Annotated in this window: 17 protein-coding genes; 5 read left to right on the plus strand and 12 right to left on the minus strand. The window is 62.5% G+C overall.

Annotated elements, in window-relative coordinates:
* Positions 1–43: 43 nt before the first annotated feature.
* The 11 genes from menC to RE4_RS03830 form a co-directional block, all read right to left on the minus strand.
* Complete coding sequence (menC, locus tag RE4_RS03780; RefSeq protein WP_020909062.1) at positions 44–1,177, minus strand: o-succinylbenzoate synthase; 1,134 nt, start codon at positions 1,175–1,177, stop codon at positions 44–46.
* Entirely contained in the window at positions 1,167–1,988 is an 822-nt protein-coding gene (locus RE4_RS03785; protein ID WP_020970733.1) for a GNAT family N-acetyltransferase, read from the minus strand. The genes menC and RE4_RS03785 overlap by 11 nt, the downstream gene beginning before the upstream one ends.
* Positions 1,966–3,129: a M20/M25/M40 family metallo-hydrolase gene (locus RE4_RS03790; protein ID WP_060938016.1), complete on the minus strand. Its 1,164-nt coding sequence runs from the start codon at positions 3,127–3,129 to the stop codon at positions 1,966–1,968. Before RE4_RS03790 ends, RE4_RS03785 begins: the two co-directional genes overlap by 23 nt.
* Positions 3,126–6,485 (minus strand): serine hydrolase, encoded by a 3,360-nt coding sequence (locus RE4_RS03795; protein ID WP_060938017.1) that lies wholly within the window; start codon positions 6,483–6,485, stop codon positions 3,126–3,128. The genes RE4_RS03790 and RE4_RS03795 overlap by 4 nt, the downstream gene beginning before the upstream one ends.
* Complete coding sequence (locus RE4_RS03800) at positions 6,482–7,273, minus strand: ABC transporter ATP-binding protein (protein ID WP_003940215.1); 792 nt, start codon at positions 7,271–7,273, stop codon at positions 6,482–6,484. Before RE4_RS03800 ends, RE4_RS03795 begins: the two co-directional genes overlap by 4 nt.
* Positions 7,270–9,150: a dipeptide/oligopeptide/nickel ABC transporter permease/ATP-binding protein gene (locus RE4_RS03805; RefSeq protein ID WP_020909058.1), complete on the minus strand. Its 1,881-nt coding sequence runs from the start codon at positions 9,148–9,150 to the stop codon at positions 7,270–7,272. Before RE4_RS03805 ends, RE4_RS03800 begins: the two co-directional genes overlap by 4 nt.
* A 1-nt stretch (position 9,151) precedes the next feature.
* Positions 9,152–10,165 (minus strand): ABC transporter permease, encoded by a 1,014-nt coding sequence (locus RE4_RS03810; RefSeq protein ID WP_019745232.1) that lies wholly within the window; start codon positions 10,163–10,165, stop codon positions 9,152–9,154.
* Positions 10,166–10,230: 65 nt separating this feature from the next.
* The gene (locus RE4_RS03815) at positions 10,231–11,832 is read right to left on the minus strand and encodes an ABC transporter substrate-binding protein (protein ID WP_019745231.1); all 1,602 of its coding nucleotides are present in this window, start codon (positions 11,830–11,832) and stop codon (positions 10,231–10,233) included.
* A gap of 227 nt (positions 11,833–12,059) precedes the next feature.
* The gene (locus tag RE4_RS03820) at positions 12,060–13,664 is read right to left on the minus strand and encodes an ABC transporter substrate-binding protein (protein WP_020970729.1); all 1,605 of its coding nucleotides are present in this window, start codon (positions 13,662–13,664) and stop codon (positions 12,060–12,062) included.
* Between the two features lie 144 nt (positions 13,665–13,808).
* Positions 13,809–15,410: a PucR family transcriptional regulator gene (locus RE4_RS03825; RefSeq protein ID WP_060938254.1), complete on the minus strand. Its 1,602-nt coding sequence runs from the start codon at positions 15,408–15,410 to the stop codon at positions 13,809–13,811.
* 49 nt (positions 15,411–15,459) lie between these two features.
* Positions 15,460–16,374 carry an SDR family NAD(P)-dependent oxidoreductase gene (locus RE4_RS03830; protein WP_019745228.1) on the minus strand — a complete coding sequence of 305 codons (915 nt, stop codon included), beginning with the start codon at positions 16,372–16,374 and terminating at the stop codon, positions 15,460–15,462.
* Positions 16,375–16,474: 100 nt separating this feature from the next.
* On the opposite strand from RE4_RS03830, the gene RE4_RS03835 reads away from it, so the two are divergent.
* The gene (locus RE4_RS03835; protein ID WP_020970727.1) at positions 16,475–17,092 is read left to right on the plus strand and encodes a TetR/AcrR family transcriptional regulator; all 618 of its coding nucleotides are present in this window, start codon (positions 16,475–16,477) and stop codon (positions 17,090–17,092) included.
* A gap of 302 nt (positions 17,093–17,394) precedes the next feature.
* Positions 17,395–18,546 (plus strand): magnesium and cobalt transport protein CorA, encoded by a 1,152-nt coding sequence (locus RE4_RS03840; RefSeq protein WP_007731382.1) that lies wholly within the window; start codon positions 17,395–17,397, stop codon positions 18,544–18,546.
* A gap of 105 nt (positions 18,547–18,651) precedes the next feature.
* Here the strand turns inward: RE4_RS03840 and lppU are convergent, their stop codons facing one another.
* Positions 18,652–19,269, minus strand: a complete 618-nt coding sequence (gene lppU, locus RE4_RS03845; RefSeq protein ID WP_021332032.1) for an LppU family putative lipoprotein — start codon at positions 19,267–19,269, stop codon at positions 18,652–18,654.
* Between the two features lie 109 nt (positions 19,270–19,378).
* On the opposite strand from lppU, the gene RE4_RS03850 reads away from it, so the two are divergent.
* The 3 genes from RE4_RS03850 to RE4_RS03860 all read left to right on the plus strand — a co-directional run bounded on the left by RE4_RS03850 (position 19,379) and on the right by RE4_RS03860 (position 22,056).
* The gene (locus tag RE4_RS03850) at positions 19,379–20,425 is read left to right on the plus strand and encodes an ATP-dependent DNA ligase (protein ID WP_060938018.1); all 1,047 of its coding nucleotides are present in this window, start codon (positions 19,379–19,381) and stop codon (positions 20,423–20,425) included.
* A complete protein-coding gene (gene ligD, locus RE4_RS03855; RefSeq protein WP_019745224.1) occupies positions 20,425–21,465 on the plus strand; it encodes a non-homologous end-joining DNA ligase in 1,041 nt (346 codons plus the stop codon). The genes RE4_RS03850 and ligD overlap by 1 nt, the downstream gene beginning before the upstream one ends.
* A gap of 93 nt (positions 21,466–21,558) precedes the next feature.
* Positions 21,559–22,056: a DUF6764 family protein gene (locus RE4_RS03860; RefSeq protein WP_060938255.1), complete on the plus strand. Its 498-nt coding sequence runs from the start codon at positions 21,559–21,561 to the stop codon at positions 22,054–22,056.
* Positions 22,057–22,129 lie beyond the last annotated feature (73 nt).

Below are 22,129 nucleotides of genomic sequence, written 5' to 3' on the forward strand. Positions count from 1 at the left end.
CGCCGGGTGAAGGTGGAGGTGGCTGCTGCGTGACTGTGTGGACCTACAGAGTCTCGGTTCCGACCGTGAAGCGATCCATGACGTCTTCACGTGGAGTCACACCGAAGCCCGGTCCCTGCGGCACGGCGATGTGGCCGTCCTCGATGACAAACGGTTCGGTGATGTCCTCCTTGTAGAAGCGATCGGACGCCGAGATGTCGCCGGGCAGCGTGAACCCGTCCAGCGCCGCGAGGGCCGCGTTGGCGGCGCGGCCGATTCCGGTCTCGAGCATTCCGCCGCACCACACCGCGATACCGTGTGCCGAGGCGAGATCGTGGATGCGCTTGGCTTCCAGATATCCACCGACACGGCTCGGCTTGATGTTGATGACCGAAGCGGCACCGAGCGTGATGGCATCCGCCGCATCCTTGGCCGACTCGACCGACTCGTCGAGGCAGATCGGAGTCGAGAGGGACTGGGCGAGCTTGGCGTGCTGCACCAAATCGTCCTCGGCCAGCGGCTGTTCGATGAGGAGCAATGCGAATTCGTCCAGGCGACGGAGCAACTGCGCGTCGACGAGGGTGTACGCGGCATTTGCGTCGACCTGCAGAGGAACGTCGTAGCCGAACTCCTTGCGCACCGCAGCCACGGGAGCGATGTCCCAGCCCGGCTTGATCTTCAGCTTGATTCGCACGTACCCCTGCGACAGATAGTTGCCGACGGTCTCGAGCAGCTGAGGGATGCTGTCCTGGATGCCGACGGACACTCCCGAGGGAACTCGCGTGCGAGTGGCACCGAGGTACCGAGCGAAAGACTGTCCGCGAGCGCGCAATTCAGCATCGAGAATTGCCATTTCGATAGCCGACTTGGACATCTGGTGACCCACGATGTGGTGAAGTACACTGCCGACCGTCTCGGCCGAGAGCGGCTGATCCGACTGCGACTTACGTAGCGTCGGAACGAGATACTCGCGAAGCATCGCCCGCGCACCAGCGGTGTACTCCGAGTTGTAGTACGGATCGCTCAGCGAACCGCACTCGCCCCAGCCGACAGTCTCCACCGGACCGTTGGGGCCGTCGGTGGTGCCGCTCACCTTCAGGACGAGGGTGTTGCGCTCGAGCTGGGTGCTGAATGACGTGGTGAAGGGGGAGACGAGAGGGATGCGCAGTTCGCGCAATTCGACGGACTCAATGTGCATGGACTTGCTCTTCTCCGGTTGTCTCGCAGATTTTCGTGAACGTGTAATAGCCGCTGGGGTCGAAGCCGGTCGATTGCCATTCCTTCGAGGCGATCAGTGGTTCGAGGTACTCGCGAAGCGCGTGTCGCCAGGCAAAGGCAGAGGCGCGGTCGACTGTTCTCAGATGCTCGATGTCTCGGGGTATTCCGACTGCGATATCGATGCAGTCGGGTGGGATCGGGAGCATTCGAGGCGTACCGTCCTCGGTGGGTTCAAGCACCTTGAATGTATCATTCACGGCCACAGCAGAACTCGGAGATCCATCGACGTCGAGATCCCAACTGACGAGCATGCGATCGCTGGCGTCGCCTGCGTTGATGCCGTCTGCCATCGAACCGTAGAAATCCGGGTTGTATTCGGTCGGTGCGGCACCGAGACGCTGAATGTTGAAATAGGCATTTCGTGCGACCAGTGGATCGAAGGTCCACCGGATCGTCCTGACACCGCGCTCGATGCACCAGTCTCGCTGATGATGCTTGAGGGCGCGGCCGATTCCCTTGCCTGCGTGTCCCGGTAGTACTCCGGCGATGTGTGAGTGCAGAACCTCGCCGAGAGGCTCGACGAAGAATCCGACACAACCACCGATCATTTCGCCTTCGGAAAAGGCTCCCACCACGTAGTGACCACCGTGATGAAGCGCAACCAACATCGCCGTGCCGAAATGAGCCGGTCCGGGGCTGGTAGCCCAGATCTCATCGAAAACGGCGGATAGATCGGCTATTTCGCGATTGTCGACCAGCTCTCGAAACTCAACCGCTTTGCTTTTCGACACGAGGGCCCCCTTCAGACGTGATCGAACGAATAAGGCCCGCAACCAACGCCGTCCTCGGGGCGATAGCGGACACGAGCGCATGCTCGGTCTCGGCGTGTGCACCGCCGCCGACGCCACCGAGGCCGTCGAGGGTGGGGATACCGATACCGGCAGTGAAGTTTCCGTCCGAGGCTCCGCCTACGGCGAGCCCGACGGGAGGAGTCAGATCATGCTCGAGCGCAACACGTTCCGCCAACGCCAGCAACGGTGCGGACATCGTCGCTTCGAGAGGTGGACGGTTGACGCCACCCGAGACCGTGACTACGGCTTCGGGGTGGATTGCCTGCAGGGCTCGGATATTCGCATCGACCCGTTCCTGCTCGGCAGCGCTGGTTGCGCGCACGTCCACATCGACAAAAGCTTCTGCCGGAACGGTGTTGGTGGTGGTTCCGGCCGAAATGACAGTCGGGGTGACGGTGGTTGCCTGCGCCGGCGAGGACAAGTCGTTGATCGCGATCACGAGACGAGCCAGTTCTACTGCAGCGTTGATGCCCTTTTCCGGCTCCAGCCCGGCGTGCGCGGCGCGACCGGCAACATGGATCCGATACAGCGACACTCCCTTGCGGACAGTCTTCAGTTCGCCGCCGTCACCGCCGGCCTCGAGAACCAGTACCGCGCCCGCCGCGAGTTTCTCGATCAGTGACCGCGACGTGGGCGAACCGATTTCTTCGTCACCGGTGACCAGGAGTGTGATTCCGTCGAGTGCATCGTCGCCGTGCAACTCTCGGACGATGGCGAGGGCGTGGATTGCCTGAACGACACCAAGTTTCATGTCGAGGCCACCCGGACCTCGAAGTGCGCCGTCGGTGACCGCTGCGGGTAGGCGCGTCAGGGTTCCGATCGGCCACACGGTGTCGTGGTGACCGAGCAGCATCAGCCGCGTCGGTGAGCTGCCGAAACGGGTCACCAGATGGGTTCGGCCTTCCGTCACTATCGACTCCGGTGTCACTCCGAGTCGTTCGTGGACAAGGTCTGACGTCCACTTCGCGCTGCGGGCAACAGCTTCGAGATCGTGCGACGGCGACTCGACTTCGATGAGCGCGATGGCGTCCTCGAGGATCTGAGGAAGTTGGCGCTCGGCCAGATCGCGGAGAATGGTCATCGGTTGTTCACTCGCGGATACGCGCGGCTTCCGACGTGTAGCAATTGTGTACTCCCGTTGTCGGAGAAAGTGATCCGGATCCAACCCGCTGATTGAGGTAGTTGGGTCGCGAATACTCCAGGGTGAACTTCGATCAGGCTGAGAGAGACGGACTCTGCGCCTTCGGCGTTGACCGAAGGGTCGATGTGATCGGTGCGGCGGGCGGTCAGGGAACTCCCGGTTCTTTCCAGGACGAAATCGGCAGCAGCATCGCGGTACAGACCGCACAGCGCATCGAGTTCCTCAGGTGAGGACGTGGTGCGGGTGGCGGGGTCTCCAGGCGAAAATGCCGGTGTCACGGCGACGCCGCCGATGGAACCGATGACTTCGGTGAGAAGGTCGCCCGAGAGAGCGTCCATCGCACCGCCGTTGGCCATCAGGACTACCGCAATGCCGTGGGACGGGACCACCCGCAAGAAGGACTGCTGTCCGAGGGTTCCACCGTTGTGGCCATGCGCCAGCACCCCGTCCCAATTGTGCAGCAGCCACGTGGTTCCCATGATGTCTGCAGATGACACCTCTCCGATCTGGCGGCGCTCCTCGAGCATCGCCAGATGGGTGGACCGCTGAAGCAGAATCGGATCCTCGCGCATCGAATCCTGCGCGAACAGAAGAAGGTCCTCGGCGGTGCTGTTGATGAGACCGGCGGGGCCCATCGAGCGAGGGATGAGGAATTGTGGTGTCTGCGCGAGATTGTCGGCACCGCCGACATGCCCGACCGCAGCGCGGTGCAGTGCCGTCTCCTCGGGCAAGGTCGTGGTCTTGGTCAGGCCGAGAGGCTCGATGATCCGCTCACGCAGAACCGCGTCCCAACTCTTGCCTCGGAGAACCTCGATGATTCGTCCGGCGATGACGAAGCCGGTGTTGCAGTACGACCAATCGGTACCGGGTGCGAAGAGCTGCACCGTCGATGTCAGGGCTGCGACGTATCGCTCGACGCAGTCGTCGCCGCGTCCGCCGTCGATGAAGACGTCACCGTCGATGCCACTGGTGTGAGTCAACAGGTGGCGAGTGGTGACCGTTTCAGTGGCTACCGCGTCGGCAACTGCGAAGTCCGGCAGGATGTTCCGGACAGGCGAGTCGAGGTCCAGTAATCCTTCTTCGACGAGTTGCATGATCAGGGTGGCCGTCCAGACCTTGCTGATCGAACCCATCTGGAACAACGTGTCGGGAGTGGCCGCGACACCGGTGCGGGTACTGACGACACCGGACGTCACCACGGTGCGGTCGAAACCGCTGCGGGTAGTGGTCAGAATTCCGAGCGAAGCACCGGGTACCCCGTACTTCGCGCTCAGGGTGTCGAGTCGGTACTGCCAGTAGTCGGGATCGACCGTGGTCAGTGCCGGCGTAGGCGAGAGATGACGTTCGATCCAGTCGACGAGACGGGTGCTGTAATCCAGACGGTGGGAGGGTCGACCCGTCAGCACAAAGGCATGCGACGCGTCCGGGAAGACCACCAGTTCGGTCGGGGTGCCGGCCAAACGCAGTCCACCGAACCACTGTTCTGCCTGGTTGACCGGGCAGCGGACGTCGCTACCGCCGTGAAGTATCAGCGTCGGTGTCGTCACCTGGGAGACTCGCCCCAGCGGCGAAAGTTCCTGTACCCGAGATGACTGCGGGTCGAATTCGACCGTCTGCAGCAAGATGCCCTCGTCCGAGGGGCCCGCCGTGTTCGCGATGTCGCAGACAAGGCCACCGGCGACTGCGACGGCAAACCGATCGGTGACGGACGTCAGGGCGCACGTCATGAATCCGCCGTAGCTGTAGCCCGTGAGCACCAGTTGCTTCGGATCGGCCATCCCCTCGGCGACAAGGGTTTCGACTGGTTCGAGCAGGTCGGCGCGATCCGCCTCACCCCAACCGTCACGCACACCGTCGAAGAACTCGTTGCCGTAGCCGTCGCTTCCCCGCGGATTGATCATCAAGACCGTGTATCCGAGCGCGACCAGTTCCGCGTGGTACGCGTGCATCGGGGTGGGTGTACCGGTCCAGGCATTGTGTGGTCCGCCGTGGACGTCCAGAACCAGCGGACCGGCGCCCGTGACGTTCGGGTCGCGCAGGATCCAACCTTGAACACGGGTGCCGTCGCTGATGTCGAACCAACGCTCGGAGGCGACTGGAAACGCGACGGAAGTTGTCAGTTCCGTGTTCAATTCGGTGACGGTTTCGACTGCGCGAGTCTCGAGATCGATGACGGCGACCTCACCGAAGGACGTCGCCGTTGCCAGCGCGACGACGGCCTTCCCGGATGTCAGGGCAAGACCGGAGACCACTGTCTGTTCTCCGGTGAGAAGTGGTGAGACGGAGCCTGATCCGAAATCGATCTTGTGCAGTTCGGTGGAGCCGTGGTTGCGGATGCAGAAGACGATGTCGCCGTCGGCGGTGAAACGCGGTGCGCCACCGGGATAACCGGTCCCGCCAGGCATGACGTTTCGGTCGAGTGCGGATGTCAGACTGCGGTCTTCCACTCGCTGGTCGCGGTGCAGGACAAGAAGTTCGTTGTTGTGAATGATCGGCGTGTGCCAACCGACTGCTACGACGGCGTCGCCGGCAGGTGTCCACGTAAGTGGTCCGGCGATGCCGCGTGCGTGCCCCAGCATCCGCGGAGCCGAGGCGAGATCAGTCAGCGATACGGTCCACGCGGAGCTCGCCCGTGTCAGATCGGCATTGCCGTCCATCGCCGCGGTGAAAGCAAGTTCGGTGCCGTCGGGACTGTACGCGGGATGCGAAGCGTCCCAATCGCCGTCCGTCAGCTGCCGAAGCGAGCCGGCGGCCAGATCGAACTCGAACAAGTGCGCCCGAACGCTGCCCCGGACACCGGATCCGTCGACCTTGTAGTTAAGGCGTTTCGCCACCAAGAGGTGTGACGATCCGGCGGCAGTGCGGTCGACCGGGGCACTGAAGGCGATTCGAGCACCGTCGGGAGAGAACACTGGTGCCCCAGCGCCGAGCGGGAGCTGCGCCGTGGTGGTCATCTGAACGGCGGGCCCGCCGGTGGCGTCGACCTTCCACAGTTGCGGTGTGCCCGAGGAATCCGGCCGAACGAAGACCAACAGCGTGGAAACGGGATGCCATGCCGGCGAGGTGTCGGCAGGTCCCGCGGTGAGCTGTAGTTGCGGGGAAGCCAACCAGATCGAGTGCTCGTTGGTATCCGCGGCCGGATTCGCTTCGGTACGTACGTATGCAATGCGTCCCGACGCCGAGACGGCGATGCTGGTCGGTGTAACCACGGACGCGTAATCCTGGATTCTCGCCGAACGACGTTCTTCGGCACGGGCTACGGCAGCGGGGGAGTCGAGAGTGGTCGGCGTTGTCATTGGAACATCGGCTCCCCGAAGGTCGGGATCGCGGACAACAGCTTTGCCGTGTACGGCTCCTTGGGCGAATCGATCACGTCGAGAACCGGCCCGTGTTCGACGATCTCGCCGCCGAGCATGACTGCGACGTGGTCACAGACATAGCGGATCACCGCCAGGTTGTGACTGACGAACAGAACCGTCAGACCTAGCTGCTTCTGCAGATCCACTAACAGATTCAGAACCGCGCCCTGCACGGACACGTCCAGAGCGGAGGTGATTTCGTCGGCAAGCAGAACTGCCGGTGCGGCTGCCAAAGCCCGCGCGAGGGCAACGCGTTGGCGCTGACCGCCAGACAACGACGACGGGTATTCGTGCGCCTTCTCCACCGGCAGTTGGACGGTGGTGAGGAGTCGAGCCACCTCGGCAGCGCGGTCGCCGCGGCTGCGGCGAGCTTTGTCACGACGCTCGGTGGACCGCAGCGCCTCGGCGAGTGACTGGCCGATGGTCATTCGCGGGTCGAGGCACGAGTACGGATCTTGGAAGACCATCTGGATCCGGTGGCGCAGACGAGCGGTCGCGCCGCGGGCGTGAGCGACGTCCACACCGTCGAGAAGGATCTGGCCGGAACTGGGCTCGGCCAAGCCGACAGTTGCTCGCGCCAGTGTCGACTTTCCGGAACCCGATTCACCGACGAGACCGACCACCGATCCGGAGGGGATGTCGAGATTGATGTTCTTGACGGCGTGGAATTTTTTCGAACCGCTACCGAGGTGGACGTTGACGTCACGGAATTCGAGCCTGCTCATCGGATCTCCTCTGCAACAGCCAACAGTTCTTCCAACTCGATGTCGGCGGTGCTCTCCTCGGCGTCGAGGCTCTCCACCTGCCAGGCTTCGTCGACGGTGGCAAGCGGCTTGTCGCGATCGGTGCTCATGGTGGGGACCGCGGCGATCAGCGCGCGGGTGTACGGATGCTTTGCACGACCGGCAATCAGATCGTCGACTGCGATGTCTTCGACGATTTCGCCGGCAAACATGACCAGGACACGGGTGCACATGCCGGTGATGACGGCCATATCGTGCGAGATGAGAAGGATTGCGGCACCGGTTTCTTCGCGAACCTCGTGGAGCAGCCCGAGGACCTCACGCTGAACGGTCACGTCGAGCGCAGTGGTGGGTTCGTCCGCGATGATCAGAGCGGGCTTGCCCATCAGACCCATGGCGATCATCGCGCGCTGACGCATACCGCCGGAGAACTCGTGGGGGTACTGCTTCGCACGCCTGGGCGCGTCGGGGATCTTGACGGCGTTCAGTCGCTCGACTGCCGCCTTCTTCGCGTCGACCTTGCTCATACCTTCGTGGAGCCAACCGATCTCGGCGACCTGGTATCCGACCTTGAGAGACGGATTCATGGACGACATCGGATCCTGGAACACCATCGCCATACGTGTGCCGAGTTGGCGGGCAACCTTGCGCGAAGCCGCGTTGTCCGGCCGCTTCCCGTCCTTCATCAGCACGGTGCCGTCGAACTCGATGAGCCCGGCGTCGACCACGGTGGGGTGGTCGGTCAGCTGCGCGATTGCCATGCAACTCAGTGACTTTCCGGAGCCGGATTCACCGACGATGCCCACGGTTTCGCCGCGATGAACTGTAAAACTGATGTTGTCGACGGGGCGACGCCAGTCGTCACCCGCGGGGACTGCGACGGACATGTTGCGGACGGTGAGAACTGCGTCCTCGTCACTGGGCGCCGAATCGGCCTGGGCAGTTTTCCGGTTGATCGGCTTCCACTTCGGCAGGCGACTGCTGATCGGGCTGCGAACTCCCGCGCCGCGAGCAATGGCCTCGCCGAGCAGCGTGAAGGTCAAGCCGGCGAGCACGACGGCGATGCCGGGGGCAAGTGCGGTGGCCGGGTTGACGAAGATCTTCGACAGACCTTCGTTGAGCATCCGGCCCCAGTCGAATGCAGGCGGCTGAATGCCCAAGCCGAGGAACGAGAGTCCGGCGAAGACCACCAGGCCGCTGCCGACAGCGATGCTGGCATTGACGATGAGTGGTTCACGGATATTGGGGAGAATGTGGCGGAACAGCAGCCCCGGCTTGGTGACCCCGAGGATGCGTGCTGCGTCGATGAAGTCGCGTCCGTTGACCGACGAAGCCAGTGCGTACGTCAACCTCGCGAACGGCGAGGCCAGGGCGAGGCCGATGGCGATCACCGCGCTGCCCGCACCCTGTCCGAGAACGACCAACAGGAAGATCGCGAGGAGCAGTCCGGGGAACGCGATGGCGAAGTTGAGGAATGCCACGACCATTCGTCCGACCCAGCGGGGAGCGAGCGTCGGGAGCGTACCGAGTATCAGGCCAATTGTGACACCGAGTGCGACGGCTCCGAGAGCCATGAGCACCGACAGTCTCGCGGCGGTCATCGTGCGGGCGAAGACGTCACGCCCGCCGGCGTCGGTGCCGAAGATGTGCTCGGAACTCGGTCCCTGAGAGAGTGCCTTCGGGTTGGCTGCGACAGCGGCGTCACCCCAGATCATCGGTCCGAAGATGACGAGGGCGATCAGAGCGGTCAGGAAGGTGAGGGCCAGGATTCCCAATGGGGTGCGGAACGTTCCGACGATCCAGTGTCGTCGCGGGGGCGTCTTGGGGGCCGCAGTGGGGGCCGTAGGTGAGGTGCTCAACTCAGTTCTCCCGAATTGTGGATCGTGGGTCGATGAGAGCGAGCACCACGTCGACGATGAAATTGATGAGAAGGACGATGGCGCCGTAGATCACGACCAGTGTCTGGGCGAGCGGGTAGTCCTTCTCGGTGATGGACTTGACCAGCGCCATGCCCATGCCGGGCCAGGCGAAGATGCTCTCGATGAGCACGGTGCCGGCAATCAGACCACCCAGGAGGAGTCCGGCGAGCGTCAGCGTCGACGTCATGAGGTTGGGCATTGCATGACGGAAGTAGATTCGTGCCACGGGCATTCGCTTGGCGCGCGCCGTACGGATGTAGTCCATGTCCAACACGCCGAGTGCCTCTGCACGGACGATGCGCGACATCGAGGCGATGGCACCGATCGACATGGCCGCGACCGGGAGGATGTAGCTTTCCGGTCCACCTCGGCCGGCGACGGGCAGAACAGGGAACGTGACGGCAAAGAGGTAGACCAGCGCCGTACCGAACATGAACTCGGGGATCACGGCGATAGTGCCTGACGTTGCGGTGTAACCGATCTCGACTCCGCGTCGTCGACCGTTGCGGGTCAGTGCAGCGAAGATGAGGCCGATCGGAATGCCCAGTAGCAGCACCGTGACGACTGTGAGTACAGCCAGTTCGAGTGTTGCAGGGAGGCGGGACGCGATCACCTCGAAGACCGGAGTCCTCAAGGTGATCGAGTCACCGGGATTCCCGCTCAGCAACCCGCCGACGAATCGGAAGTACTGCTGCCACAAGGGAAGGTCGTAACCGAGCTGAGACCTCGTTGTCTCGACCAGTTCGACCGGTGCGTTCATTCCCAGAGCCAACCGAACCGGGTCGCCCGGAATCAGTTGGAGCATCAGGAACGCCGCAGTCACCAGCGCCCAGAGTGAAATCACGAAGGTGCCGAAACGACGCAGAAGATATGCGGGCCAGCTGTCGGACTCGAGCCACTTTGCTCGAGCCTGAGGCGCCGCTTCTGGTTTCGCGGCTTCAATAGTTTGACTCATGGGCTGTCTTTCCGGAGGGCGGGAACAGATGCAGGGCGGGAAGAGATGCTGAGCGGGAAAACGACTTACTGGTAGAGACGCAACGCAGAACCGGTGAGCGTCTTACCGAATGAGAGTCCGGCCTTGTTGAAGTACACGTTCATGACGGAATCCGCGAAGGGCACGGCCGCGATCGTCTTGGTGAGCTCCGACTCGGCGTCGGCCCAAGCGTCACAAGCGTCGCTACCGGTCAGACCGGAAGCCTTGGTGGCTGCTGCTTCGTAGGCGGGGTTGCTGACCGATCCGAAATTCTTGCCTGCTGCGGGAACCGGCCCGGCAAAGTACGCGGTGAACGTGCTGGGCAGCGAGGAGTTGATCTGGACCCAGGCGATGTCCCAGGCAGAGTTGTCCTTGCCGCTCAGAATGACGTCGATGATCTTGTTCGAGTCACCACCGGTCACCTCGACGTTTGCGCCGAGTTCGGACCACGCCGACTGAGCAAGTTCTGCCGCCGCGTTGCGCGGATCGTCGGTGCCGTCGTACACGAGGCGGAGATTGAGCGGCTTGCCATCCTTGCTTCGCTTGCCGTCAGCGCCGGCAGTCCAACCAGCGCCGTCCAGTGTTGCCTTTGCAGCTGTGAGGTCGAAGTCCGGAATGTTGCCTGCGACAGAGTCGTAGACACAGGCGCGCGGTTCGACGGCGACGAGACTGGTTGCCCGGACCCCGTTTCCGGCGGTGATGACCTGAGTGAGGTCGTCGAGATTGACCGCTTGGATCAGCGCCTTGCGCACTGCCGGATCACTGGTGGGGTTGCTGGCGATCTGGTTGAAGTACATCTGGCCTGCGGGTACCGGCCGGCCAACCGAGTCCAGATTGGCTGCCGCGACGCGGTCCTTGTCCGGCCCGGCGATCGGAGCTGCATTGAGTTCACCCGAGAGAAGCTGATTTGCGGCGGTGCTCACGTTCGGTGCCATGGCGGCGATGACCGTCTTGGGGACGCCGGGGGTATCGGAAGCGGTGCCGTCGGGGCCCCAGTTGTAGCCATCACGTCGCTGGAACGTGTAGTGGTCGTTGGCGGCGACTTCGGTGACTTCGAACATGCCGGTGCCGAGCGACTTCTTGTTCGATGCTGTCGGATCTTTCAGCCCGGCCTCGCACAGGATCGGCAGTCGACCGACGTTGAGAAGCAGGAACGGACTCGGCGCCGCAGTGGTCACCGTGACGGTGCGCGCTGCCGGATCGGCGGTTGCTGTGGCACCGGTCGGAACGGAGGACCCGCGCAACTGTGAACCGTTGTCCGGATTGGCGACGAAGTTGATGTTGTCCGCGACGGTCTGGGAAGTCAGCGTCGATCCGTCGGTACAGGTCACCCCGTCACGGATGGTGAAGGACGCCGAGGTCGGAGTCTCCTCCCACTTCTCCGCCAACCACGGTCCGACTTCGCTGGTATCGGGATCCTGGTAGATCAGGTAGTCGTAGGCCAAACGAGACAACTCGGCGGTTGCCTGAGAGGCCGACATGATCGGGTTGAGTGCGCCCGGATCGGCCTGCAGGGCGAAACGGAAGGTCCCGTCCGTGGCCGGTTCACCGCCACTGGCGCCCGAGGACGTGCCTCCCGAGCCACAAGCAGACAACACAAGCGTGAGCCCTGCGGCTGCCGCAAGTGTTGGATAGGAGCGGTGTTTCATGGTGCCTCCGGGATGGAGCTGGGGCCCGAGCGAAAAACGTGAGGGCGCGATTGAGTGTTGACTGCTAAATCTTGGCGCATGACGTGACGCGCATCTCTGTCGATCCTCACGAAAATCGGGTCGATTTTCGTCCGCTCCCACGAAAACCGCCTGGATCGGTGAATACCTGTCCGTATACCGACAGCGACCGGCGAAACACGACGATTTCCCCGGTCGCTACCGGCGGTCTACTGGTACAGGCGCAGGGCCGAACCGATGAAATTGCGGCCGAATGCAAGACCCGCATTGTTGAAGTAGAGGGTCGTGATCTTGTCGGCAAAAGGTACCGCCGAGTTTGCTTTGATGATCTCGGACTCGGCGTCTGCCCAAGCGGCACAAGCGTCCTCGCCCGTCAGCCCGGAAGCCTTGGTGACGGCTGCGTCGTAGGCCGGGTTGGAGATCGACGCAAAATTCATTCCCGCCGCGGGCACAGGACCGGAGAGGAAGGGGACCAGCATGCTGGGCAGCGCGACGTTGATCGGCTCCCACACAACATCCCACGCCGTGTTGTCCTTGCCGCTGAGTGCTACATCGAGAATCTTGTTCGAGTCGCCGCTGGTGAGTTCAATGGTGGCGCCCAGGTCGTTCCACGCGTTGACCGCGACGTCGGCGGCAGCATCGGTCGCGTCACCGAACGTCTCGTAGACCATCCGAATTCGGAGCGGTGTGCCGTCCTTGCTGCGCTTACCGTCCGCGCCGACCTTCCAGCCCGCAGACTCGAGAGTTGCTGCGGCTGCACTGGTGTCGAAGTCCGGCAGGTTTCCGGCGACAGAGTCGTAGATGCAGGCCCGCGGTTCGATGGACACCATCGTGGTCGATCTGGTTCCGCGACCGGCCGTGAAGATCTCGGCGAGGTCGTCGAGATTGAGAGCCTGGACCAGAGCCTTGCGGACGGCAGGATCGCTCGTCGGATTGCCGGGACTGTGGTTGAAGAACATCTCGCCCGCCGGAGCGGGCTGCTTGACGGTGTCCAGGTTCGCGGCGTTCATGCGATCCTGGTCGGGGCCCGAAACTGCTGCGGCATTCAGATCGCCGGACAACACCTGGTTGGCCGCAGTGCTGTTGTTCGTGATGATGGACGCGACGACATTCTTGGGTACTCCGGCCGTATCCGAGGTGGTGCCGTCCGGTCCCCAGTTGTAGCCGTCGCGCCGAACGTAGGAGTAATGATCGTTCGCGACTGCCTCTGTCATCTGGAACATGCCCGACCCGAAGGTCGTCTTGTTTGCCGCCGTCGGATCCTTCAACCCGGCCTCGCACATGATCGGTATTCGCGCCAGGTTGAGAAGCAGGAACGGAGAGGGCTCCGGAGTCGTGACCGTCACTGTCCGTGTCGCAGGGTCGGCGGTGGCGCTCGCAGTTGCCGGTGCGTACACCCCGCGGAGTGCAGATTTGTTTGCTGCGTTGGTGATGAAATTGACGTTGTCGGCGACAGTCTGGGCAGTCAGAGCGGATCCGTCGGTACAGGTGACGCCGTCGCGAATGGTGAAGGACGCGGAAGTGGTTGTCTCTTCCCATTTCTCGGCGAGCCATGGCTTGGTGACTCCGGTATCGGGATCCGGGTGGAGCAGATAGTCGTAGCTCAGACGCGCCAGTTGGTGCGCCGGCGATGCGGCCGTCATCAGCGGATTCAGAGCGCCGGGGTCGGCCACGAGAGCCAATTTGAAGGTGCCGTCCGTGACGGGTTCACCCCCACCCGAACCCGAACCCGACGAGCCACCCGATGAGCACGCGGTCAGGGCAAGAACGGTGCCAGTTGCCGCAGCCAGCAGTGCGTAGGACCGTTGTTTCATGGTGCCTCCGGAAGGTGTAGTCCCGCCCGAGTGACGCGAGGTCTGTCGGGTCAGGAGCAAAAAACGATTGCTTGAATCCTCACCCAACAAAAGGAGGAGAACATCGTCCGGATTTACGAATGTTTCGTGAGACTTGGTAGATCGCTACAACGCTGTCGGATAGAAGAGACGAAGCTGGAGCATCAGGCTGAATCGAGTTTCCGGATCATCGAGATCGATTCCGGCAATCCCGGCAAGTTTCTTGAGGCGGTACCGGAATGTGTTGACGTGGATGTGAACCAACGACGCAGCCGCCGGAATGTCGCCGAACGTGTCGAGCCAGGCTCGAAGGGTGTCCACGAGGTTGATGTCGTGAGTGCGGTCGTACTCACGCAGTACCGCGAGCGGACCCGACGCGGTCTCGTTCTCGTCCGCCAGGGCGTCGGAGAGGCGCAGAAGTAGGGAATTGATCTGCAAGTCGTCGGCGCGCGCGACGGTCCGGCCCGAGGAATTCCACGTCGACCTCAGAACGCGAAGCGCTCGGTCGGCTTCGTCGCGTGACTTCTCCAGCGTCATCACGTCGGCCACTGTCGCACCGATTCCGATGACCACCGACTTTTCCGAACGGGAACGGTCTGCAAACTCCGACGCGATCCGACGCACGTAGTCGTCGTCGGTCTGGTGCCGGGTGTGTGGGATGACGGCGTAGACGGTGCCGCCGATCGCTGCCGCCACCGACAACGGAAATACTTGGTCGAGATAGGTATTGAGTGTCAGGGCCAGTTGATCGACGTCGGCTTCGGCCTCCAACGATGCGCCGGCGCCGCTACGGAAGCCGGCCGCAAGTACGTTTGCTTTCGAGCGGCCGTAGCCCAGTCGCTCGGCCGCTTCCTTGGCCGAAGTGCCGCCACTCAGTAGCGTGATCACCTCGCCCAACCTCAGCCGTCGTGCGGAATCGGCGGCCAGCTTGGCGCGAAGCAAACTCATCGCGGCTACCCCCGCCGCCTCGACGAGCGTTTTCACCTGCAATTCGTTCGGCTCCTCGTCCAAGATCACCCAGATCGAACCGAGGATCTGGGATGCCGCATGTATTCGCATGCCGACCCGGGGCCTGATGCCCGGCCCGATACCCGGTAGAAATACCGGCAGGGTAGAGCCGTAGATCTTGTTGAAGTACCCCATTGACCTGAGCCGGTCGGAATAGTGCTGCGGCACTTGATGTCCGAGGACGCTCTGCTTACGTGCCTCGTCGCCGAAGGCTTGATCCGCCGAAAACGCGAGGATCCGGCTCGACTGATTCTCGATGGTGACCGGGCCGTTCAATACCTGAGCGATCGAGTTGGCAAGATCGAACAGGTCGGCGTCGGCGGCGGACGTGCGGTCCCCGTTGTTGCCGGATTCGAGGATCTCGTTGATCAGCGACGCACTTTGCAGCCAGCTTGCATCCTTGACCATTCCCAGTAGTGCGATATCGGCTTCGGCGACCGCCCGTGCGACGCTTTCGTCGACGGCCAATGGCTCCCTGACGATCAGCGCGACGGCTCCGGCCGAACCGTATTCTTTTACTGCAGTGGCAATGTCGGCCGAATCGGCCAGTCCTGCGCCGAGCACGACGGCGCCCGCACTGCCTTGCGTGACTCCGGACCCTTCGTGCAGGGTCACTCGGCTGACAGTGCGGGCGTCGTCGACGGTGTCGCCTCCGCTGAGGAACGTCATTCCCAGTCTGTCGACGATGTCGACGATCGAAACTCCCGTTGGTGTGGTCACCACCACACCTTAGGGGGAGCAGGATCGATCAGTCGGCTGGTTGCCCTGCTCAGTTGGCAGGCTGCTCGGCTACAGCTTTCTCGACGAACCGGCGGGTCTGATCGAACGCCGCGGGCACCTGGACGGAATTGGTCATGTCACTGATCTCGGACCACCGTTCGGCGACGACCTCAGGGGAGAGTGCGCCTTCGGGGATGTACACGCCCTGCGACTCTTCCATGCGAGCGATCGCGAAGACACCGGCACCAGCGCTGAGGATGGTCTTGGTCGGTGCGTCATCGGAGACCATGAACAGTGCGCCGGGTGAAATCGATTCGGGTGCAAGCAGAGCGAGAGTCTTCTCGTCGAGGAGGTCTTCGGTCATGCGGGTCGCGGCGGTCGGGGCCAGCGAGTTGACGCGGATGCCCTTGCGTTCGCCCTCGATAGCGAGAACGTTCATCAGGCCGACGACGCCGGACTTCGCGGCGCCGTAGTTTGCCTGGCCGAAGTTGCCGTAAATTCCCGATGCCGACGTGGTCATGAGGATGCGTCCGTAGTTCTGTTCGACCATGTGCGGCCAGACTGCCTTGGAACAGATGACGGAACCCATCAGATGCACGTCGATGACTTTGCGGAAGTCGTCGAGCTCGGCCTTGATGAACGACTTGTCGCGCAAGATTCCGGCGTTGTTGATCAGGATGTCCACGCGGCCCCACTTGTCCACGGCCGTCGCGACCATGGCGGCGACGGCGTCGACGTCGGTGATGTCGCAGTGGTCCGCGATGGCCTCGCCACCCAGCTCGACGATTTCCGCCACTACTTTGGCTGCTGCGGTATCAGCGCCGCCACTGCCGTTGACCGAGCCACCCATGTCGTTGACGACGACGCGTGCGCCGCGTGCGGCGAGGGCCAATGCATGCGAACGGCCGAGTCCGCCGCCTGCGCCTGTGATGATCGCTACCTTGCCGGAAAAATCCAACGACATTGGAAAACCTCTCTGATCTGGGATACTACTCAGTATTACTATGCGATAGCGTGGAAACAGTCAAGGGCCGGCAGGCAGTGCGAATGGGAGTGGAAGTCGAATGAGTAGTGATCTTCCGGACGTGCGATCCGCGATCATCACCAGCGCCGCCGACGCCTTTGCCGAAGACGGTTACGCGGCCACGACCATGGATTTGCTGGCCGATCGAATCGGGGCCACCAAAGGTCTTGTCTACTACCACTTTCGTTCGAAGTTCGACATCTACCTGGCAATCTACGAGCGCGGGATGAGCCTGCTCCGCGCCGAGGTCGAGTCTCGGATCGACGGGGCAGACAGCGGCCTCGCGCGTCTCGAAGCGATGTCGCACGCCCACCTGGTCAATCTCATGACACATCTCGGGTACCACCACACGATCCACCAAGGTGTCCGGGGCCAGATGAACTCCGCGCTCAAGCCGAGGCAACAGCAAGTCCTCGTGGAACTGAATTCGCTGCGACTCGACTACGAGAATCTGTTCGTCGACGTGATGACCGAAGGTGTCGCGGATGGTTCCATTCGTGCGAGCTCGCCGCGAATGGCGGCAAAAGTACTCCTCAGCAGTCTCAACGGCATCGACCTCTGGTACCGAAGGCGTGAAGGGCAGACTTTGGCGGAGACGGAGTCGTTGGCGGACCAGATCGTCGAACTCTTGATCGGCGGATTGCGCGCTGCGAACTGACTGAAAGCTGCATTCGTCGAGCGGGTTTCCTCCGACCGGTTCGTGCTGTCCTGCGGCTTGTCGTTCGGTTTGTCCCGCTCTGACAGTCGGGGTAGCATGTTGGCGTCGTGCGCGGACTTGCGTAGGAATTCAGGGAAGAGGAGGTGTGGCTGTAATGCGTGGCCAACCTCCGAGTACCAACTGAAGCTGTAGCCGCCCGGGTTGTTCCGGTATTTTGCTGCAGCTTCATCGTGTGTTCATCGGCTTCGGCTTTGCTGTGAAGCAAGCGTCGTCGTTCACTCTTCCCTCGAAAGCTGTTCAGCATGCGCGAATTTCGTCGTTCACGTTCGGTACTGCCACGTCGTTCCGCGGGTCTCGGTGACTCACATCCCGGGCACTCGCGTGCCGCACGCACCGTCGTCAAGGCTGCCCCGCCCGAGGCGGTGGCGCCCGTCGAATCGACCGTCGTCAACAGTGGCGTGTACCGCGACGGCGAGCGGATAGCGTCGCCGTCCACGCTGGCGGAAGCACTGTCATGCCTTCCGGATTCGCAGTCGATGGCGTGGATCGGCATGTACCGGCCCGACGACGCCCAGTTGTATGCCGCTGCACAACATTTCGACCTCCACGAACTGGCGGTCGAGGATGCGATTGTCGCGCACCAGCGCCCCAAGCTCGAGCGCTACGGCAAGACACTGTTCGTGGTCCTGCGTGCTGCGCGGTACCGCGACGAGACCGAGCGGGTCGAATTCGGCGAGTTGCACATCTTCTGTGGTCCGAACTTCATTCTGACCGTCCGTCACAGTGAATCGCCGGATCTCTCGGCGGTGCGGACTCGCATGGAGAACGATCCTGACCTGTTGCGGTTGGGTACCGAGGCCGTTCTCTACGCCATTCTCGACGCAGTCGTCGACGGGTACGCCCCGGTGGTGGCCGGCCTGCAGAACGACATCGACGAGATCGAAACCGAAGTGTTCAGTGGCGATCCCGGAGTTTCGCGTCGCATCTACGAACTGACCCGTGAGGTGATCGAATTCCAGCGGGCGACGCGTCCGCTGCTGGGAATGCTGCGTGGGTTGTCGGCGGGGTTCGACAAGTACCACACGGACGAGGAACTCCAGCGTTACCTCCGCGACGTCACCGACCATGCGACGACTGTGGTGGAGCGGGCCGACGGCTTTCGTCAGTTGCTCGGAAACATCCTCACGGTGAACGCAACTCTGGTGTCGCAGAACCAGAACGAGGAGATGCGCAATCTGACGCAGGCGAGCTACGCGCAGAACGAGGAGATCAAGAAGGTCTCGGCGTGGGCGGCAATTCTCTTCGCGCCGACGCTTATCGGAACCGTGTACGGAATGAACTTCGACGACATGCCGGAACTGCACTGGCACTTGGGCTATCCGTTTGCGCTCTCGATGATGTTCTTGACGTGTGGAAGTCTCTACACGATCTTCAAACGTCGGGGCTGGTTGTAGAAAGCGCCGGCTGTAGAAAGCGCCGGCTGTAGAAAACACCTGTGCGCCTTGCCAACCGAGATCGGTTGACAAGGCGCACAGGTGTTTTTCGGGAGGGCGCTCGAATCAGAGCGTTGCGACGCAGACCGTGAACTTCCGTTCCGGGTGCTCGAATCCCGAGTCTGCCCCCGAACCGCATTCGTCGATCGACGTGGAGTTCTGCAGGATTTCGACGACCTCGACTACATTGGTGCCGCTGGTATCCGAGCATTCGATGCGGGCGGGCTCGTCCATTCCGCTGCCGAGGTCCATGCATCCGCCGACTACCCAGTCGACGTCGAGACAGACAGCGCCCTGCTCGTCACCCGCGAGGGTCTCGTAGTAGTACGAGTCGACATCGGCGGCACACTGATCAGAGGTGGGAACCTTGGCGACCACCTTGTAGTTGGAATCCTTGCTACCGCAGTCCGCGTTGTCGATTTCCGCGGCCGTCGTGGTACCGCCGAGCTTGACGCAATCACCGATCGACACGTCGATGTCGACGTCGCCGCCGTCGTCCGAACCCTCCTGGCCGGTGATCTTCGAGGTGGTCGGGGCTGCGGAGGTAGTGGTCGAATCGGCAACCGAGGAAGATGATTCCGCAATGGCTTTCGGCTCGATGTCGGAACCGCAACCGACGGTGAAGGCGGCGATTGCAGAAGTTGCGATCACCGCAGTGCAAAGTCGCCGGACGATTCCGGACATAAGGACCCCTTTGTTGATTCTTGGATAATTCTGTTGGTTCGTAGATTGTTCGGGACCTATTCCAATACATCGGTAGTCGAATTGCCAACCGGACTGTCAGTATGGGTAGGTGGAGCTACCCCTGATGCCGCCGCTTGCCCCGATGCTCGCGAAGGCTGCGGCCACTGTGCCGCCTCAACCCGAGTCCGGTGACCCGACGTGGTCGTACGAGCCGAAATGGGACGGATTTCGAGCAATCATCTTTCGTGACGGTGACGAAGTGGTGCTCGGATCGCGAGGAGGAAAGGACTTGGCGCGGTACTTTCCCGAGGCGGTGGAAGCCGTCAAGTCTGAATTGCCCGAAAAATGTGTGGTGGACGGAGAACTGGTGGTTCCCCGTGAGATCGACGGTGTGACGCGCCTGAGTTGGGAAGCGCTCTCCGAGCGGATTCACCCCGCCGCGAGCCGCGTCGCATTGTTGTCGGAACAGACGCCCGCGCAATTTGTCGGGTTCGATTTGCTGGCGCTCGGGGATCGCGACGTCTCGATCGAGGACTTCGGTGTGCGACGTGCGTTGCTCCTCGATTGTGTCGGTGGCGGGCCGAGTTGCCACGTCACGGCAGCGACGGCCGACAGCGCCGAAGCAATGGCCTGGTTCGAAACCTTCGAAGGCGCGGGTCTCGACGGGGTTGTCGCCAAGAAGCTGGCGGGACCGTACCTGCCGAACAAGCGCGAGATGATCAAGGTGAAACACGCCAGGACCGCGGATGTCGTACTGCTGGGCTACCGTCCGCACAAGAGCCAGCCGGGTATCGGGTCGATGCTTCTGGGTCTGTTCGACGGTTCCGAATTGAAGATGATCGGTGGCGCTTCGGCTTTCACCGCGGCGCGGCGGATCGAGTTGTTGGCCGAACTCGAACCTTTGCGCCTCGGGGACGACGTTGTGGCCGAGGGAGAGGCCAGCCGGTGGAGATCGGCCGCAGACCGCTCCTGGATTCCGCTTCGTCCTGAGCGGGTGCTGGAAGTGGCGTACGACCAGATGGAAGGGGAACGCTTTCGGCACGCCGCGCGGTTCCTGCGCTGGCGTCCGGACAGGGTGCCCGACGAATGCACTTTCGATCAGTTGGAGGTTCCGGTGCGATACGACTTCGCGGATGTTCTTGTAGGTGGTAAGTGATGGCGAGTCCCGCAGAGGAACTGGACGTCGACGGGATCGCGGTCCGGTTGTCGAGCCCGGACAAGATCTACTATCCGCAGTTGGGTGAGGACGGCGGAACCAAACGGCATCTTGTCCAGTACTACCGAACGGTGGCGCTGCAGGGTGCAGCGTTGCGGGCGCTCCAAGATCGGCCAACGCATCTTCAGCGATTCCCCGACGGCATCGAGGGCGAAGAGGTTTACCAGAAGCGGCTGCCGGCAAAGCGGCCCGAGCACGTCGAATCCTGCGAGGTCACGTTCCCGTCGGGTCGCAAGGCCGACGTCCTTCGAGTGCGAAGTGCTGCGAACATCGTGTGGGCCGCCAATCTCGGGACTGTCACGTTTCATCCCTGGGCCGTGCGGTGCCCGGACACCGACCACCCGGACGAACTCCGCATCGATCTCGATCCGCAACCGGGGACCGGGTTCGACGAGGCCGTTGCCATCGCGGACGAGGTCCTTCGCCCTCTGCTCGCCGAGTTGGGATTGGAAGGATTTCCCAAGACGTCCGGTGGCCGAGGCCTTCACGTCTACATCCCGCTCGAGGCGCGCTGGGATTTTGTCGAGGTCCGCCACGCGGGTATCGCCCTCGCCCGTGAAGTCGAACGTCGTAGTGCCGATCGCGCCACAACCGCGTGGTGGAAGGAAGAGCGGGGTGAACGGATCTTCATCGACTTCAATCAGAATGCCCGTGACCGGACGATCGCGGCGGCGTATTCCGCTCGTAAGACGCCGATCGCAACTGTGTCCACGCCGGTGACCTGGGACGAACTGCGCGACGTGCATCCAGACGACTGCACCATCGCCACGGTTCCCGGCTTGCTCGCCGATCGTGGTGATCCGATGGAAGCGATGCACGACAAGGCCTTTGCCCTCGACGTTCTGTTGGAGATGTGGGAGAAGGATCTGGCGGCGGGACTTGGCGATCTGCCGTACCCGCCGAACTATCCCAAAATGCCCGGTGAACCCAAACGTGTTCAACCGAGCAAGGACCGCGATCGGAAGAACAAAGACGGGTAGCGTCAGAGGCGGACATATCGGGTAATTCGATTAGACGTCGAATGTACGGTCACGTCGAATGCACTGTGGGGGTTGGATATGGATCGCCGGAAAATGCGAGCAGGCTTAGCGGCGGGTGGCGTGATTCTTGCCGCCTTCGGATTGTCACTCGGTAGCGGAACAGCGTCGGCCGCGACGCTGGATTGTTCGGCGCGCGGCCAAGATCAGACGATCGTCGACGGGTCATCCGCATGCCGAGCGGTGGCAGATCCCTCCAGTTACGCGATTTCACACGTGGAGGGCGATGGCGTCGGCGTCGCCGATTCGCGAGACGGTGGCCGGTCGGCGGGCGTCGGACTCTTCGGCGGCGTTGCTGCAGCGGAGTCGCGCGGTGGGCTGCTTGCCGCCGTTGCGTACGGCCCGGGTTCGCTCGCACTCGGTCGCACAGACTCCTCACCCTTTGCCGTGGTGCTCAGCGGACCTGGCGGCAGAGCGGCGGTGGGTGACGCGGACGTCGGGGCGATCTGCTCGGGTGGTCCCACCCTTGTTTTCAACCTTGCCACAGGTCAGGGATGTGTCAGCGACGGCACTTCGACGTGGGTCACCCCGTGAGTGCACCCCGGTCCTGAGCCTCTTGCGTGACAGTGGTCACAATGGTGTCAAGCTCCTGCCACCGATCCGGTGA

The sequence above is a fragment of the Rhodococcus erythropolis NBRC 15567 genome, from assembly GCF_001552595.1.
Taxonomy (GTDB): Bacteria; Actinomycetota; Actinomycetes; order Mycobacteriales; family Mycobacteriaceae; genus Rhodococcus_F; species Rhodococcus_F erythropolis.